The sequence below is a fragment of the Paenibacillus sp. LHD-117 genome (assembly GCF_030929555.1).
Classification (GTDB): domain Bacteria; phylum Bacillota; class Bacilli; order Paenibacillales; family Paenibacillaceae; genus Pristimantibacillus.
Map to the genome: position 1 here is coordinate 133,214 of NZ_JAVFVT010000009.1, position 16,765 is coordinate 149,978.

Annotated in this window: 16 protein-coding genes and 2 riboswitches; of the genes, 5 read left to right on the forward strand and 11 right to left on the reverse strand. The window is 57.3% G+C overall.

What is annotated here, in order from left to right; genetic code table 11:
* Positions 1-14 precede the first annotated feature (14 nt).
* Genes bioF through bioC form a run of 3 tightly spaced genes read left to right on the forward strand, consistent with a single transcriptional unit; the run spans position 15 to position 2,729 of the window.
* A complete protein-coding gene (gene bioF, locus RB620_RS09235) occupies positions 15-1,193 on the forward strand; it encodes an 8-amino-7-oxononanoate synthase (RefSeq protein ID WP_308093777.1) in 1,179 nt (392 codons plus the stop codon).
* Entirely contained in the window at positions 1,190-1,942 is a 753-nt protein-coding gene (locus RB620_RS09240) for an alpha/beta fold hydrolase (RefSeq protein ID WP_308093699.1), read from the forward strand. Before bioF ends, RB620_RS09240 begins: the two co-directional genes overlap by 4 nt.
* Positions 1,893-2,729 (forward strand): malonyl-ACP O-methyltransferase BioC, encoded by an 837-nt coding sequence (gene bioC, locus RB620_RS09245; protein ID WP_308093702.1) that lies wholly within the window; start codon positions 1,893-1,895, stop codon positions 2,727-2,729. The genes RB620_RS09240 and bioC overlap by 50 nt, the downstream gene beginning before the upstream one ends.
* A gap of 16 nt (positions 2,730-2,745) precedes the next feature.
* Here the strand turns inward: bioC and bshB2 are convergent, their stop codons facing one another.
* The 3 genes from bshB2 to RB620_RS09260 all read right to left on the reverse strand — a co-directional run bounded on the left by bshB2 (position 2,746) and on the right by RB620_RS09260 (position 6,312).
* Positions 2,746-3,402, reverse strand: a complete 657-nt coding sequence (gene bshB2, locus RB620_RS09250; protein WP_308093704.1) for a bacillithiol biosynthesis deacetylase BshB2 — start codon at positions 3,400-3,402, stop codon at positions 2,746-2,748.
* 15 nt (positions 3,403-3,417) lie between these two features.
* Complete coding sequence (locus RB620_RS09255) at positions 3,418-3,762, reverse strand: YojF family protein (protein ID WP_308093705.1); 345 nt, start codon at positions 3,760-3,762, stop codon at positions 3,418-3,420.
* A gap of 102 nt (positions 3,763-3,864) precedes the next feature.
* Complete coding sequence (locus tag RB620_RS09260) at positions 3,865-6,312, reverse strand: ATP-dependent helicase (protein ID WP_308093707.1); 2,448 nt, start codon at positions 6,310-6,312, stop codon at positions 3,865-3,867.
* A 172-nt stretch (positions 6,313-6,484) separates the two neighbouring features.
* Here RB620_RS09260 and RB620_RS09265 point away from each other — a divergent pair, with 172 nt between their 5' ends.
* A complete protein-coding gene (locus RB620_RS09265) occupies positions 6,485-7,003 on the forward strand; it encodes an SRPBCC family protein (RefSeq protein ID WP_308093709.1) in 519 nt (172 codons plus the stop codon).
* Between the two features lie 530 nt (positions 7,004-7,533).
* On the opposite strand, the gene RB620_RS09270 is transcribed toward RB620_RS09265, so the two are convergent.
* From RB620_RS09270 to RB620_RS09295, 6 genes are all read right to left on the reverse strand, one after another.
* Positions 7,534-8,340 carry a polysaccharide deacetylase family protein gene (locus RB620_RS09270; RefSeq protein WP_308093710.1) on the reverse strand — a complete coding sequence of 269 codons (807 nt, stop codon included), beginning with the start codon at positions 8,338-8,340 and terminating at the stop codon, positions 7,534-7,536.
* A 158-nt stretch (positions 8,341-8,498) separates the two neighbouring features.
* Positions 8,499-9,062: a potassium-transporting ATPase subunit KdpC gene (gene kdpC, locus RB620_RS09275; protein ID WP_308093711.1), complete on the reverse strand. Its 564-nt coding sequence runs from the start codon at positions 9,060-9,062 to the stop codon at positions 8,499-8,501.
* Between the two features lie 39 nt (positions 9,063-9,101).
* Entirely contained in the window at positions 9,102-11,135 is a 2,034-nt protein-coding gene (kdpB, locus tag RB620_RS09280; RefSeq protein WP_308093713.1) for a potassium-transporting ATPase subunit KdpB, read from the reverse strand.
* A gap of 17 nt (positions 11,136-11,152) precedes the next feature.
* Positions 11,153-12,814 carry a potassium-transporting ATPase subunit KdpA gene (kdpA, locus tag RB620_RS09285; RefSeq protein ID WP_308093779.1) on the reverse strand — a complete coding sequence of 554 codons (1,662 nt, stop codon included), beginning with the start codon at positions 12,812-12,814 and terminating at the stop codon, positions 11,153-11,155.
* Between the two features lie 57 nt (positions 12,815-12,871).
* Positions 12,872-12,979: a signal peptide protein gene (locus RB620_RS09290; protein WP_308093715.1), complete on the reverse strand. Its 108-nt coding sequence runs from the start codon at positions 12,977-12,979 to the stop codon at positions 12,872-12,874.
* Positions 12,973-13,395, reverse strand: coding sequence for a hypothetical protein (locus RB620_RS09295; RefSeq protein WP_308093717.1), 423 nt, complete (start codon positions 13,393-13,395; stop codon positions 12,973-12,975). Before RB620_RS09295 ends, RB620_RS09290 begins: the two co-directional genes overlap by 7 nt.
* Positions 13,396-13,623: 228 nt before the next feature.
* A riboswitch (cyclic di-AMP (ydaO/yuaA leader) is annotated at positions 13,624-13,783 on the reverse strand.
* 81 nt (positions 13,784-13,864) lie between these two features.
* A riboswitch (cyclic di-AMP (ydaO/yuaA leader) is annotated at positions 13,865-14,064 on the reverse strand.
* Positions 14,065-14,470: 406 nt separating this feature from the next.
* On the opposite strand from RB620_RS09295, the gene RB620_RS09300 reads away from it, so the two are divergent.
* The gene (locus tag RB620_RS09300; protein ID WP_308093718.1) at positions 14,471-15,109 is read left to right on the forward strand and encodes a universal stress protein; all 639 of its coding nucleotides are present in this window, start codon (positions 14,471-14,473) and stop codon (positions 15,107-15,109) included.
* Between the two features lie 13 nt (positions 15,110-15,122).
* Here the strand turns inward: RB620_RS09300 and modB are convergent, their stop codons facing one another.
* Positions 15,123-15,797, reverse strand: coding sequence for a molybdate ABC transporter permease subunit (gene modB / locus RB620_RS09305; RefSeq protein WP_308093720.1), 675 nt, complete (start codon positions 15,795-15,797; stop codon positions 15,123-15,125).
* A complete protein-coding gene (gene modA, locus RB620_RS09310; protein WP_308093723.1) occupies positions 15,797-16,624 on the reverse strand; it encodes a molybdate ABC transporter substrate-binding protein in 828 nt (275 codons plus the stop codon). The genes modB and modA overlap by 1 nt, the downstream gene beginning before the upstream one ends.
* Positions 16,625-16,765 lie beyond the last annotated feature (141 nt).

Sequence of the window (16,765 nt, forward strand, 5' to 3'; positions counted from 1 at the left end):
CGGTATCTCAGATGATGAACTGGATGGAACAGCATCTCGCGGCGTTAACCCACGCTTCCCTTGAACGCACGCTGCGCGCAAGCGCTCCCGTGAAGGATCGGTCAGGCTGCGCGATGCGAGGCGGGCGCGTACTGCTCAACCTGTCGTCGAATGATTACTTGGGCTTATCCGGCCACCCGGCCATCGCAAAAGCGATGAGCCAATCGCTGGCAGCCGAGGGCGCCGGTTCGGGGGGATCGCGGCTCGTCACCGGCAACCGGGAAACGTACGAGAGGCTGGAGCAGGGGCTGGCCGACTGGCAGCAGAGCGAATCGGCGATCGTATTCTCGAACGGCTATATGGCCAACAGCGGCGTCATTAGCGCGCTCGTCGGGCGCGGCGACGTCGTGTTCAGCGACCGGCTTAACCATGCCAGCATCGCCGACGGCATTACGCTCAGCAGAGCCGAACATGCGAGGTACCGACATTTGGACATGGAGCATCTGCAACGATTGCTCAATAAACACAGCGGTGCAAGGCGCAAGCTCATCGTCACGGACGCCGTATTCTCCATGGACGGCGACAAGGCGCCGCTCCGCGAGCTTGCCGAGATCAAGCAAAAGCACGGCGCGATGCTAATGGTCGATGAAGCCCACAGCGGGGGAATCTATGGCCGCCGCGGCGAAGGATTATGCCATTCGCTCGGGCTGCATGGCGACGTGGATATTCACATCGGGACGTTCGGCAAAGCATTCGGCGTCTATGGGGCCTATGCGAGCGGAAGCAGCGCGTTAACAAGGTGGCTGGTCAACAAAGCGCGCCCGTTCATCTATTCGACGGCTTTGCCTCCCTCTATCATCGCGGGTATCGCCGAATCGCTGGAGCTGGTCCAGCAAGCGCATTGGCGCCGCGAGAGCCTGTCCCGGGCCGGGATGCGGTTTCGAGAAACGCTTAGGAGCGCCGGCTTTCAAGTCGATGCCGGAGATTCGCCGATCGTTCCGCTTCGAATCGGCCATCCGGAGACAGCCCTGCGCTTCGGCTCCGCCCTCGAAGAGGAAGGCATTCTAGCGGTTGCCATCCGGCCGCCTACGGTGCCCGAAGGCACCTCTCGAATCCGTTTCTCACTGTCGGCGGCTCATACTCCGGAGGAGCTCGACCATGCCGCCGAACGAATTCGAAAAACAGGATTGTCATTGGGGGTGTTGAAGCCATGACCGGCTCGATCTTATGGCTAAAAGGATGGAGCATGCCGGCTTCGACGTTCGAGCCGCTTATCGCTTTGCTTCCGGACTATGCCCATATCGCACCGGATTACAGCAGCGCCGGCACGCCGGAGGAGATGCTGGGCATCGTGGAACAAGCCGCCGGCTCCCCCGCCCTCCGCAGGCCGCTGATCATCGTTGGTTGGTCGCTCGGAGCCACGCTCGCGCTGCGGCTCGCCGACCAAGGCCTAGCGGACGGTCTCGTGCTGGTCGCAGGGAATGCCCGTTTCGTTCGCCCCAAAGTTCAGCTTGGGCTGGGCTGGCCGGATGCCCATCTTCGGCATATGATCGCTTCGATCGCGAAAAACCGGCAGGACGCGGAATCCGCGTTCAGGCAGCTTCTTTTATCGGATTCCGAAAAGGGATCAGGTCTTGAAGCCCTGCTTCCCCCTGCGGGCAGTTGGTCTAGCTCGGCGCTTATCGCTGGCTTGGAACTGCTTCGGCGCGAGGACCGCCTATCCCGATTGCCGGCCGTCGCATGTCAGGTTCTGATCATACACGGCCGTGAGGATCGGGTATGTCCTTTCGGCGCTGCCGAAGAACTGTACGGGGAAATCCCAAACGCCGCGCTCCTGCCTATGCCTGGATGCGGACACATGCCGTTCCTCGGAAGAGAAAGGGAAATAATAGAAGCCGTAAGGAGATGGTTGCTTGGAGAACAGGATTCGGAGGCAATTCAATCGAAGCGCAAACGTTTATGACAGTCACGCTCATGTTCAGCGCCGAATGGCGGAATGGCTGGCGGGCTCGCTGGAAGGGCTGAGGAACAACATCGGTTCCGCGAAACCCGATCTTTTGGAAATCGGATGCGGCACGGGCGCCTTGACCGAAAGGCTGCTGCGTGATTACCCCGATGCCTCGTTGCTCGCGATGGATATCGCTCCTGCCATGGTGGAAGAAGCACGCAAAAGGACGAGGTCTGTTTTGGCGGGAAGATCGGATAACCAGCCTCGCTTCATCCTTGCCGATGTAGAGAAGTGGGCGGCAACCGCGACGGCGGCATCGCAGAACATGATCGTCTCTAACGCATGTTTCCAATGGATGGGCAATCCGGCGGAGACGCTTTCCCGGCTTGGAACGGTGCTTCGCCCGGGGGGCTTGCTGCTATTTACAACCTTCGGACCGCAGACGTTCCGCGAGCTGCATCGGTCGTTCGAATACGCCTATCTAGCTGCCGGCAGGGAGCCCCAGCGGCACGGGTTGTCCTTCCCGCCCGCGGACAGATGGCAATCCATGCTGCGGGAGGCAGGGTTCCAGGCGATAACCGTCGAACGGACCGTGCATTCGCAAAGCTACCGTTCAGCCAAAGATTTCTTGCATGCGGTCAAAGCCGCCGGAGCCAGCGCCTCGGAAGCATCGGATGGCCCCGGACTCGGCTCGCGGCATTTATTCGACGCGATGTTCGCTTATTACGAGGATCGTTACGGGATCCCTGAAGGCGTTCAAGCGACGTACGAGCTTTACTTGATCGCCGCCTCGGTTCCCTGATTGTTCCATCGCGTATTTATAGAAACTTGTACGTATAGAACCGCTCCGTGCCGAACCGCTCCTCCAGCTCGGCCTGCGACAATTCTTTGCTGCCCATAAGCTCCGGAGCCTGGAATTGGGAACGATGCGCCCGGATGGACGCAAGCTTCTGCCGCAAGAAGCCGCGCACGTCATTCACAACGTCCGGCTGGCCGATATAATCCTGATGGTTCTTGGAGAAGGCGATGCCTCTCACCGTCGGCCGCTCGCTCTCCGGCAGGCTGCCGATGACGCGCACGACTGCTTCCCCGCAGGCGTCATGGTCCGGATGGACGGCGTAGCCCGGGTAGAACGTGAACACCAGCGTCGGACGAACCTCGTCCAGCAGTGCTCGGATGCTCGCGTCCAGCAGCTCGGGAGCTTCGAACTCGATCATTTTGTCATGGAAACCAAGCAGTCTCAAATCCTGAATGCCGATCGCGCGGCAAGATTCCTCCAGCTCCAGCTTGCGGATGCCCGGCAGCGTCACCCGGTTCGCGAACGGCGGAACGCCCATGTTCCGCCCCATCTCGCCCAGCGTCAAACATCCGTAGGTTACCCGTGCGCCTTGCTGCACGTATTTGGCCAGCGTGCCCGATAAGCCGAACGCTTCGTCGTCCGGATGCGGCAATACGACTAATATTTTCTCCGTCATGTTGTTCGTCCCCTTTCAGAAAGGCTCTCGGCTCAGCTGCATCGCGACGACGAGCTTGCCCGCGTTATCGTGTCCCGCCATGATGAGACGTTCGGTCTCGCTCTCTTCGTAATGGGTCAGCCCTTCGGAATATACCCATCCGTGCTCCATCTTGAGGCCGACGCGGAACGGGCCGCCTCCGGATATTTTGCCATGGGAATAATGGATGGCAATATTGCTGATGAAAGTCGCCGCGGGATGTTTGGAGCTATCGAAATGCGCCGCGTATGCGCCCGTCGTCTGTTCCAGGTGGAGATAGAGTTGCTCGTTAACCATGCTGTCGATTCGTTGCTGGATGACCGATGGATCGATCGGAAGCATCAGCAGCACCTCGCTTTCGGTAAATTCGGCGCAAGCATAACCGGCCTGGCGACATACCCGCCAACACCGCTATCATGCGCGCTTATTCAAGTGTACTACATCTTAGCCTTCCGGCTCCAGAAGTCCCTTCTCCAGGCACAGCGAGACCGACAGCGACTTCACCCTATTCTCGCCAAAAAGAATCTCGACCCCGTCACCCGTCACCTTGCGGATGATCCCTGATCCGAACACGCGATGCCGTACGGAGAGGCCCGCTTTGAGCGCGGAACGCTCCCGGATCGCGCGAGGGCTGCCCCCGGACGAAGGGGCGGCCGATCGTCCTTCCGTCGTCGTGACGGTCGGCACTCCAGGAGAAAGCGAAGCCTTGACCTGATAAGCCGATCGGCTGCCCGGACGGGAGACGCCTGTTCCGCGAGCGTTCGCGCCGGTGCCGCCCCGGTCAGACGACTCTCCGCCGCGACCTATGAGCGCCGTGCCTGCCCCGCCGGCACGCAGCCCGTTCACGCCGGCGGCCGACATCCTCCTCTCTGCGGCCCCTTTCGCCGCCGCTTCCCGCTTCCCCGGCTCCACGATGTCGCGGATGGCCAGCATAAAGGACGATTCCGCGGTCTCCTCACCGTCCCGCTTCGCGTACGAGATCAGCTCCAGATGTTTGCGGGCGCGTGTCATGCCGACGTAGAACAGCCGGACCGCCTCCTCCATCAGCGGCTGCTCGCCCGTGCCGCCGTCTTTCTTGTGGGCGCCGGCGTATTTGGCGTCCTCCGCGGACGGGATGATGCCTTCGATCAGGTCGACCAAATAGACGCGGTCGAATTCCAGTCCTTTGGCGCTGTGAAAGGTGGAGAACGTGACTACGTTCTGCCCGCGCCTGCCTTTGGCGCTCCGCAGCAGCGTCTCGAGATATTTTAGCCTGGCCGCGAAGTCCTCCATCGTCTCGAGACCGTCCGCGATATCCTCCAGCGTATTCAGAATGCCGACGAGATACTCCTTGCGGAAGCCGAGGCGCTCGCACATTTTCTCGAGCGCCTTCTCGTAGCCAAGCCTGCCGCGGATGACCCGGATCGCCGGCTTCGGCGGCATGCCGCGCATTTCGCGGAACGTCTCTTTGGCCTCCGTAATGGGCTTCACCTGATAATCATGCAGCTTCACGAAGCGAAGCAGGTTGTCGAACACCGACTCGTTGTTGTCGATCTCCTTCAGCACCGCCATCTGATGTTTGCTGATATAGCCGCTAAGCTTCAGGTGAATGCGCTCCAGCAGATCCGCCCGTTTGTCCGTGAAGGTCATCCGCATGAAATTGAGCACGTCCTCGACGACCCAATGGGAGAAAAACCGGTTGTCCGCGTCCTTCATATAGAACGGAATGCCCGCCCGGTCGAATTCATTCATCAGGACGATCGAAGAGGAATTATTGCGGAAAAGGACGGCGGCTTCGGACAGCTTCTCTTCCTGCTGCAGCTGTCTCACCAAATACCCCGCCTGCTTCCGGTAATCGGGCAGACGCTTGAAGATCGGCTTCGCGCCGGCGGCGTTGTTCGTGAACATGTTTTTGTTGTACCTGTTTTTGTTTCGCTTAATAAATTTGTTTGCCGCCTCCACAATGCCCTTCGTCGACCGGTAATTCTGCTCCATGAACAGGATCGCCGCCTCGGGGTACGCATCCTTGAAGTTCAGCAAATACGACGGCTCCGCCCCTCGCCAGCTGTAGATCGACTGATCGTCGTCCGCCACGACGCACAGGTTGCGATGCTCCCGGACCATCTTCTCGATAATCGCATGCTGGACCATGGACGTATCCTGACTCTCGTCCGTCAGCACGTAATCGTAGCGGCGCTGGTACTTCTTCAGCATCTGTGCGTCCCGCTCCAGCGTCTCGTTCGCGATCGTCAGCATGTCGTCGAAGTCGATCAGCAGCTTCGCGTGCCCGCCGCGCTTGAACGATTCGTATTCCCGCATGATGTCCGCGGCCAGCGGAACATCCGATTTGACGGAGTCCCATTCGGCTTCGGGGATCATTTTGTTTTTGACGTAGCTAATAAACGTGCTGAGCTCTTCGAGCTGCTCGTCCGTAATGTTCTCGCCGTTCGCCTGTTTGAAGAGATTGCGCAGAATAATTCGTTTGTGCAGCGGAAGGGCGTCCTCTCCTTGCCTCTTGCCATCTTCCTCCTCTTCGTCTTCCGACCGGCCCTCGATGATCTGGTAGGCGGTCCCGTCCCTCCAGAATCGTTCGCGCGCAATTTCGAATGCGAGACTATGAATCGTGGAGAAATCGACCGGAGTCAGCTCCGGGAAAAAGCGCCCGAACCGGTCCTTCATATCCCTGGCCGAGGCGCGGCTGAACGTCACCGCCTTGATCCGCGACGGCGATACGCCCTTCTCCTCGATCATATAGCCAACGCGCATAATCATCGTCGTCGTTTTGCCCGAGCCCGGCGACGCAAGCAGCAGCAGCGGTCCATCCGTACGCAGGACGGCCTTCCGCTGCACGTCGTTCAGCGCGACGCCGAGCTCCTTCTTTTTGCGCTCCAAAAAAGCGTTTTTCCCCTTCATCCTGCCTTGCCCTCTTTCCGTTCGTAAGCTACCTCTATAGGGATTATTGTATCATAACTGCCTTCCGATAGATTCCGCCGCCGCAATAAACGTATGAATCTCTGGATAGTGGCATATGCGTCCGCCATAGGGTATAGTCGAATCATGTAACATGGCAATCGGAGGGATAACGATGAGAAAACTGTTGGGGAAGTCCAAAGAGCAAGGGCTGACCATTAAACGTACATTCAACGCGCCGCTGGAGCTGTTTTTCGAAGTGTTCACGCAGGCCGAACATATGAAACACTGGTGGGGACCTCGGGGCTTCGAGATGAATATCGTCACTCAGGAGCTGCGCCCCGGCGGCATGGTGCATTACAGCCAGACAAGCCCGGAAGGGCAAATCATGTGGGGCAAGTTCGAGTACGTCGAAATCGTGCCGAACGAAAAATTCGTCTACACGAATTCCTTCTCCGACGAAGAAAGCAACACCTTGCGCGCCCCCTTCAGCCAGATGTGGCCGCTTCGGATTCTGAACACGCTCACCTTCAAGGCGGAAGGCGACCAGACGGAGCTGACGATGCACGGCAAGGCGTACGAGGCGACGAAAGCGGAGATTCAATTCTTTGAATCGTTTAAGGAAAACGTCAGGGTCGGCTTCGCGGGCACGTTCGAGCTGCTGGACGAATATTTGGCGAAGCTTCAAGCGTAGCGGGAAGGGCGGACAGGGGGGACAGTCGGGTAGGTCGGGGCGCTTGGAAACGGGCGCTTGGGAGCTTGCGATCGGGCGCGCTTGTGAGATTGCGATCGAATGCTTGGGGCATCGCTCCCTCTAACGGACCGGAATGACGCTATTTGATCGGAATGAGACCTTTTTGAAATCTAACGGACTCAGGTGCTCTTATTTCCTGATAAATTTCGCTTTGAAGCCGACAATCAGGCAAATAACGTCGCTGCAGTCCGTTACGTTTTAAAAACACCTATTTTACTCCAAATAGCGGCTGCGTGATCCGTTAGGCTTGAATACAGCGGCGGTGGGGAGTCTGCGAGGGTGACGAGGGCGGTGGGAGCGGTGGTGAGGCGGCACGGAAGGCGGCGGGGTGAGGGCGGTGGTGAGGCTGAGGCGTTCGAGATTGAATGAGTGCCTCTGCGGCCGTTGCTCGTTCAGTGATCAAGTCGCCGAAATTGCCGCGGCCATCGCCGCGGCATCGCCAATTCCATCGTGAAGTCTAATTGTCCGTGCTACAACTTAACTGTCGCTCCCGAGTCCGCGCACACGGCGTCGCCATCCACGCTGAACCATATGGTGAGCGAAGAAGGATTGTGAACGAAGCTTCTGTCGACTGAGAATCGCAGCTCGCCTAACGCTTTTCGATAGGCTACGATCTCGGCCATCGTGGCATGCCAGACGTCTTCCCTGGCGCCCAAGAGCTCGCCTACCCGGTCGACCAGCTCCCAATTGCCATCGTTCTCGAATTCGTAGCTGTGGCCCCACACGAAGAGTAGCTCCATCCGGCTGAACCGGGGCTTCGATCCCAGGAACCGTTCCGCCGCTTCGACCATCTCTTTATGATGGCATGTCGGATGCCAACGAAGAGGATCCTCCGGCATAACGAAGCCGCCATGGCTCTTTACGGTCCGGGCGTATTCGATGCCGAGCGACGGCAGCATGCCGACCACCCGGTCGTCGTACGTCCCGAACGGATAACTCATGCCGCGAACGGGATATCCCGCCAATGATTCCAGCGCTCGCCTGTCCGACAATATTTCCTCCGCGACTTGATCGGACGGAGACTGCTCTAGAAACGGGTGGGTCACGGTATGCGCCGATATTTCGTGCCCGGCGTACAGCTCCGCGACTTCCTCCGATCGGATATAACCGTCCCGCCCGAAGAAACCCGAGTTAAGGTGAAACGTGCCCCGAAGCCCATGCCGATTCATCATCGCTACTAATCTGCGGTCATGCTCGCGTCCGTCGTCGAAGCTAAACGCCGCCGCCTTCGCGTGGCCGCCCGGGAACCGGTCGAACCGAATGTGTTTGCCCGCCATCTTTTATCCCCCTTATCCGTTGTAAGCGTTCTTGCGAATCTATCATTATCATACTAGAGAGAAGAATCGGCGTATAGGTTTCTACCAATGCCTTGGGCCATGACCTCCTAATCGCGAGAAAATGCCCCGGCGGTAACCCTCCGCCGGGGCATTCTCTCCTATTTTTTCAACTCGCGCAAATCCAAATTCAGCATCAACACGTTCACGACCGGCTCTCCGATGAGTCCAAGCTCGCGCTCCTTCGTGTTGTCCTGGATGAGCTGGATCAGCTCCGTCTCGGCTACGCCCGACGCCTTGCCGACGCGCGGAACTTGCGCCATGGCCGCCGCGACGCTAATATGCGGATCGAGTCCGGAGCCGGAGTTCGATACCAGATCGATCGGCAGTTGCGCGATCGGCACGTCCGGGTTCGCCTCCGACCAAGCCTTCACCGCTTCCTCCGTACGTGCCAGCATATCCGGATTGGACGGCGCGTAGTTCGGCGTTCCCGAACCGTTCGCGGCATAACCGATGCTGGATTCGCGCCCGTGGAACCAGCCCGGATCCGTGAACGGCTGGCCGATCAGCTCCGAGCCGACAAGGGTGCCGTCTTCCGCATAGATCAAGCTGCCCCTCGCCTGTTTTGGCATGAGCGCTTCCGCTATGCCGGTAACCGCCAAGTTGTACAGAATGCCGCAGACGACAAGCAGAACTGCAGTGATACGAATCGATGTCGCAATCATCGTTTAAACTTCCTTTCTATACTCCGCAATGATTTCTATTTATACCCACAGATGAACAATCAAATCGATGAGCTTAATGCCGGCGAACGGCACCAATACCCCGCCGAGCCCGTAGATCAGCAAATTCCGGCGAAGCAGGCTGGAGGATGCCATCGGTTTATAGGACACGCCTTTCATCGCGAGCGGAATCAGCAGCGGAATAATGACGGCGTTAAAAATAAGTGCCGATAAAATCGCGGATTCCGGTGAACCCAGCTTCATCACGTTCAGGGCGTCCATCTCCGGGATCGCCAGCATGAACATCGCGGGGATAATCGCAAAATATTTGGCGATGTCGTTCGCGATACTGAAGGTCGTCAGAGCTCCCCTTGTCATAAGCAGCCCTTTGCCGATGGCGACGACCTCGATGATCTTCGACGGATCGGAATCCAAATCGACCATATTAGCGGCTTCCTTCGCCGCCGCCGTGCCGCTGTTCATCGCGATGCCAACGTCGGCTTGCGCCAGGGCAGGCGCATCGTTCGTGCCGTCGCCTGTCATCGCGACCAGCTTGCCTTCCGCTTGCTCGCGGCGGATAACGGCGATTTTGTCTTCCGGCTTGCTTTCCGCTATGAACTCGTCTACTCCCGCTTCCCTGGCGATCGTTGCCGCGGTTAGCGGATTGTCGCCCGTACACATGACCGTCTTGATGCCCATCTTGCGCATCTGCTCGAACCGCTCCCGCATGCCCGGCTTCACGGTATCTTTCAGATAGATGATGCCGTACAACTTATTGTCGACGGCGACCGCCAGCGGCGTTCCCCCTAACACGGCAACCCCCTCGGCGATCTCCTTCAATTCATGCGGCACGGAACCGCCCTGCGCCCTTACCCATTCCGTCACGGAGTCGACCGCGCCCTTGCGCACCTTGCGCCCGTCCTTCAAGTTCAGTCCGCTGAGCCTTGTTTCCGCGCGGAATTCCACGATTTCGGCGCCGTCCGCCAGCTCCTCGTCCACCGAGATGCCGACCTTCTTGTCCAGCTCGAGAACGGAGCGCCCTTCCGGCGTTTCGTCCTTCAGCGAGCTTACGCCCGCCCAATAAGCCAGTTCCTTTTTCTCTACGCTTTTCACCGGAAGATAATCGCTCGCCATCCGGTTCCCGTACGTAATCGTACCTGTTTTGTCCAAAATAATGGTGCTGATGTCGCCCGCCGCTTCCACTGCCTTGCCGGACATCGCAAGCACGTTGAACTGCGTGACGCGGTCCATGCCGGCGATGCCGATGGCGGACAATAATCCGCCGATCGTCGTAGGAATCAAGCAGACAAGCAGCGCGATCAAAACGGGAATTTCGAGCGAGATGCCCAGATAGTGGCCGAAGAACGGCAGCGTAACGACAACAATAATAAAAATAACGGTCAAGCTGATCAGGACGGTGTTGAGCGCGATCTCGTTCGGCGTCTTCTGGCGTTTGGCGCCTTCGACAAGCGCGATCATCCGATCAAGGAAGGAGGAGCCCGGGTCGCTCGTGATCCGGATCTTCAGTCGGTCGCTTACGACGCGCGTTCCTCCCGTTACGGAATTAAAATCGCCTCCCGCTTCCTTCATGACGGGCGCCGATTCGCCGGTAATGGCCGATTCGTCCACGGCGGCGAGACCTTCGACGACTTCGCCGTCGCCGGGAATCCATTCGCCCTGCTCGACCAGGACAACATCGCCTTTCCGCAGCTCCGAGGAAGAAACCTTCACGATGCCGGAGCCTTCCAGCTTTCTTGCGGTTATGCCTTCTTTCGCGGACTTCAGCGAATCCGCCTGCGCCTTGCCCCTTCCTTCCGCCAGCGATTCCGCGAAATTCGCGAACAGAATCGTAACCAGCAAGATGAGCGAAACCATCCCGTTAAACCAAGGCTCCGCGTCGGTTGCACCGAACAAATCGGGGGCAAACGTCAGCAGCAGAGTAATGACGAATCCGATCTCCACCACGAACATAATGGGATTTTGTATCATAACGCGCGGGTTCAGCTTCAAGAAAGCGTCCTTGACCGCTTTGCGTTTTATCTCACCGGTTAATATCGATTTGCGTTTCGTATTCACTTTCATTCATCTCCTCATTAAGGCTTCAGCGTAAGCTGTTCCGCGATCGGTCCAAGCGCCAGCGACGGGAAGAACGTAAGCGCGCCGACCAGGATGACCGTCCCCGCGAACACGATTCCGAACAATGCCGTATCCGTGCGGAACGTACCGCTGGATTCCGGAACCGACTTCTTCGCCAGCAGAGATCCCGCTACGGCGAGCATCGCCACTAGGCCGAAGTAGCGTCCGAGGAACATTACTATACCCGTCGAGATGTTCCAGAACGGCGTGTTGTCGCCGAGCCCCTCGAAACCGGAGCCGTTGTTGGCCGCCGAAGAGGTATATTCGTAGAGCACCTGCGTCAACCCGTGGAATCCGGGGTTGGAAATCGTTTCGGGATACACCATGACGGCGATGGCCGCCGGCGCCAGAATCAGGAACGGCTGCGCGAGAAGAGTGACCGCGATCAGGAGCATCTCTTTTCCTTCGATTTTTTTGCCAAGGAACTCTGGCGTCCTGCCGACCATAAGCCCGGAGAGGAAGACGCCGATCATCGCGTACATCAGCACGTTAATGAAGCCTGCGCCGATACCGCCGTATATCGTGTTCAGCATCATGTTGGCGATCGTCACCAGGCCGCCGATCGGCGTGAGCGAATCGTGCATCGCATTTACGGCGCCCGTCTCCGACGCCGTCGTAACCACCGAATAGAAGGAGGATTGAGCGGCGCCGAAGCGCGCTTCTTTCCCTTCCATGCTGCCTTGGGACGTATCGATGCCGATGGCGTTCAGCGCCGGATTGCCCGCTTGTTCGGCGATCAGGGATACGGCAAGCATAACGACGAACATAATCCCCATCGCCGCGAACAGAACGCCCCCTTGCTTGCGGTTGCCGACCATCTTGCCGTATGTGAACGGCAGCGACGTCGTGACTAACAGCATAAGCAAGATTTGAAGGGCGTTCGCAATATTGGTCGGATTCTCGAACGGATGCGCCGAGTTGACGCCGAAGAAGCCGCCCCCGTTATTGCCAAACTCTTTAATAGATAGAAACGAACCGACCGGGCCGCGCGCGATCGTCTGCTCCGCGCCTTCCAGCGTCGTCGCCGTCGCGGACGGCTCAAGCGTCTGCGGAACGCCTTGGGAAACGAAGATCAGCGCTGTCACGAACGCGACCGGCAGTAGCACGCGCGTAATGGCTCTCACCAAATCCACGAAGAAGTTGCCCAGCGGCTTGCCGGCAAGTCCGCGAATCATAGCGATGGCCGCGGCCAACGTCGTTGCCGGAGCGACGAACATCATGAATACGATCGCCAGCATCTGAGACAGGTACGACAAACCGCTCTCGCCGCTGTAATGCTGGAGATTCGTATTCGTCATGAAGCTGATCACCGTATTAAAAGCCAGCGTCGGCTCCATCGCCTGGATGTCGCTCGGATTGAGCGGCAGCAGATGCTGCAGGCGGAAGATCGCATAAACGACCGCCATCATCACGCCGCCGGCGATAAGCAGTGAAAATGCATATTGCTTCCAGCTCTGATTCGTTTTGCGGATGCCGCCTAGACGCAAGATCGGTTTCTCGAACCAGCCGAACAGCCGATCTACTTTCGTCGGATTGTAATCAAACGCATGAGCCATATAGATACCGACGGGTTTGGCCAGCAAGCCCGCGATTAGAATAATAACGGCTATCGATAAAATAGCGGTAAACGTCACTTTCAGTCCCTCGTTTCGTTAAATTAGTTCCGAGCGGCGGCGCTACGATTGCTCTCCGTCGTTGTCCGTCACTTTGCTAGCCCATGCCGCCAGTCCGAACATGGACAGCAGCAAAACAATCAAAATGGCGACCATTGCGATATCTAACATACATGACCCTCCTCTGACTCTTCATCTTCCAGCAACAACTGATAGGGGTGAGCCGCTTCGTGACATAGTTTGTCGGCTCCCAAATGGCGATAAAGGGCAGGAATCCCCGCCGACTGAAGCACAACGACGATACGTCCGGTTACATGAGGTTTGATCAGCCGAATGTACCGGCAAGTAAGCGGGAAGGAGTCGTCGAACAGATAGACATCCCCTATAAGTCCCGACTGCAGCGGACATTCCGCAGCTTTCGTATCCAATCTGACGAATCGGTTAATGCCGTAGCCTTCCAATATTTTTTGCTGCCTGGCGCTATTCACGACGGCGGCCGCTTGTTTGCCCTGAGCCTTCAGAACCCTCATGAATTGGCGCGCATAATCGTTCGGCGCATAGACCAACGTTAACGGGGCGTCGCACATCCCGTCTCCTCCTTCGGTATTCGAGACCTTTCGCGGCAAGGTGAAACGGCTGTCGCCGTCCTTTGGTGGCGCAGCGCGTTTCATTCCGAAGAAATATAAGCACAGTATAGAAAAACTTATGCTTTCTTATATTTCAACAAAAAAGAAGCCTGCGAGGAAGGGATCCTCGCAAGCTTCCGGATTGCATAGCGAATACAAGCATCGCTTAATGCTATACAGAGCCGCAGGTAGGCCTCTCTCGGTACGCTTACGAGGTTAGCTGTCGGATTCGGGCCTGAGCTAGCCCTACCGAACCGGCGCAAGCCGATTCGGATTCACCCCTGAATGCCTCGCCGGCATCCGATTGGGTCCCCCGTTTTCTGAATAAGAAATTCAGCGTTATTCCATTCCGTTATCGAATTTAGGCAACAAAAAACCACAGAGGCGCATGTCGCCCTGTGGTCGCTAAGATCGCTCGAACACAAGTCACATCCTCTCTCCATCCACGCTTACGAGGTTAGCTGCCGGATTCGGGCGGTGAGAGTCGCCCTACGCTTGGCCCGCGGCTTCCATGGCTGCCGCCCAAGCGATTCACCCCGTGTCCAACGATCGGCCGGCTCTCACACCGTACCTTCCGCGGACGTTTGGGTCCCCCGTTTCCCCCTTAGGGAAACTCAGCGATCAAGAATGATGATTCATTCCATCGATTTGTAAATCATATACCGAATCTTACTCCCGCCAGGGTTCAGCAGTAAAGGAGTAGTTAAGTCTTCGTTTACCAGTTTCCAGCAAGTTAAACGCAAAAAAACGTTTTCAATCTGAACGATCTGAGAAATCCTCCTTTATTCTCCGATTATCTCTTGTTTTCGTGAATATGAACCTGCTTAGGCCGATCTATCCCATGCATTCGGCAAAATAGCGTTTCACTGCTCGTTATGGAAGCTTAACCGGACTACTTCAACAAATAGCTCTTCTTCTCTTGCGCTATCGTGCTCAGCCGAAAGTTTACTTCTTCCGGCGGGTAGCGCAATAATACCTGTATCGGTAATGTCCGGTTAGAAGCAAGATGCTTGGAGCTTAGGAGGGGAGCAGAATCATGCGTCGAAACAAACCGTCTAACGAACATATTCTCGTATGCGTCTACTACGGTCCTAACGGGGAACGGCTCATTATGAGCGGAGCCAAGCTTGCTCAATCGCTGAACGGATCGCTTACGATTCTGACCGTCGATCCGCCTCTCGCGAGAGAATACAACGAGCACAAAACGAACGAATTGGCGGAATGGAGGCGTCTGGCGAAGCAGTACAAAGCCGACTTCGTGACCGAAGCCAGCAAGTCGCGGCGCATTTCGGAAGTCATCGTACAGGCTGCGAAACAAAGGGGAGTCACGCATATCGTCGTGGGGCATTCCGCGCAAAGCCGTTGGGAAGAAATAATAAAAGGCTCCCTCGTCAACGAAATTCTTCGCGAACTCGACGACGTCGACGTTCATGTCGTTTCCGTCAAGCGAGTGTTGTCCGACTACGGCGATGAATTCGAGCCTGGCGTGAGAGCCCATTTGATTCACTCTTCGGAAGGACTTGAGCTGCGGTTCGGCGCGGCCAAGGGGATCGAAATCGAAGGGTTGTTCTTCAAAGCGATCGGCACGGACTTCGATACCGGCATGTTTAAGTCATCGGACCAAAATAACCCCGCCGTTTACAAAGTGATAGACGGAAAAGTCGCCAAACCGTAGGAGAACGGCTTGCTTATCGGCGGTTCAATCGCCCCGTCATCAGCAGCATAAGGAACGAAATGACGATAATGCCAATCGTCCATGCCCATGCCATCGTCATCTTGCCGGCATCGACAGCTACGTAGATCGCCGTTGGCACCGTCTGCGTCTTGCCCGGAATGTTGCCCGCGATCATCAGCGTCGCGCCGAATTCGCCGAGTCCGCGCGCGAAGCCAAGAATGTACGCTGTTACTAACGAGCGCCAGGCGAGCGGCAGCGTAATGCGCCGGAACAACTGCCATTCCGAGGCGCCGATCGATCGTGCCGAATCCTCCAGCTCGCGGTCGACCGAGTCAAACCCTACCTTCATTGTCTGGTAGACGAGCGGGAACGCGACGACGATAGCCGCGATCACGGCTGCCCACCAAGAGAAGATGACCGGCGCGGAGAACAGCCATTCGATCGCTTGTCCTACCCAGCTTCTGCGGCCAAGCAGCATGAGCAGCAGGAAGCCGACTACGGTCGGCGGAAGGACGAGCGGGAGCAAGAACACCGTGTCGATGACAGTCTTACCTCGAAACCTCCGCCGAGACATCCACCAGGCTGCCGCTACTCCGACGATAGCCGCCACGATGCTGGAGAGGAGTGTGACCAGCAGCGATAAGCGGATCGGAGGCCAGAACAATTGCCAATCGAATTCCGCCGCCATTATTCAGGGACGGAGAAGCCGTATTTGACGAAGACGTCGAGCGCTTCCTTGCTTTGCAAGAAGTCATAGAAGCCGGCGGCTTCTTCGGGATGTTCGGTCGCCTTCACGATGCCGGCGGGGTACTGAATGGGCGCATAGCTGCCGGGCGCGACCGCGAACGCTACTTTGGAATCCGTCGAGGAGAGCGCGTCCGTCCGGTACACGAACCCTGCGTCCACGTTGCCCGTCTCCACGTAGCTCAGCACCTGCCTGACGTCTTTCGCCTGTACCAGCACCGGCTGCAAGGCATCCCACAACGTTTCCTTCGTTAGCGCTTCTTTGGCGTAATTGCCGGCTGGAACGCTTTCCGGGATACCGATCGCGATCCGTTTCACGTCCGGCTTTTGCAAGTCTTGCAATGTGGATAACGTAAGCTTGCTATCGGCCGGAACGACCACGACGAGCTCGTTGCCCAGCAGATTCATCTGCTTGTCCGGCTCGATGAAGCCGCCGTCGACGAGCGCCTTCATGTTTTTTGGCGACGCGGACAGGAACAGATCCGCCGGGGCTCCTTCCTCGATCTGCGTTTGCAGCGCGCCGGATGCGCCGAAGTTAAAGAGCAGCTTGACGTTGGTATGTTGCGATTCATAAATGCCTTTGATCTCTTCGAGCGCGTCCGTTAGGCTAGCCGCGGCGGATATTGTCAATTGGACGACAGGACCGCTCGTTTCCTCCCCATTCGCGTTCGCGCTATTACCCGCATTCGAGGCGGAACCGCATGCGCTCAATGCGAGAGCCATCATTAGCGCGAATAACCAAACCAAACCAATCTTTCTTTTCTCTCTCATCTTCACTCACCCTATCCTTATATTTAGATATATTTAGTTATAACTAGATATAATTATAGTTTCGAAATACCGAAATGTAAATCATCACGGCGGCAACAAAAAAAGAGGACCCTCGCCCCCTTTTTTATCTTACGGTATGCA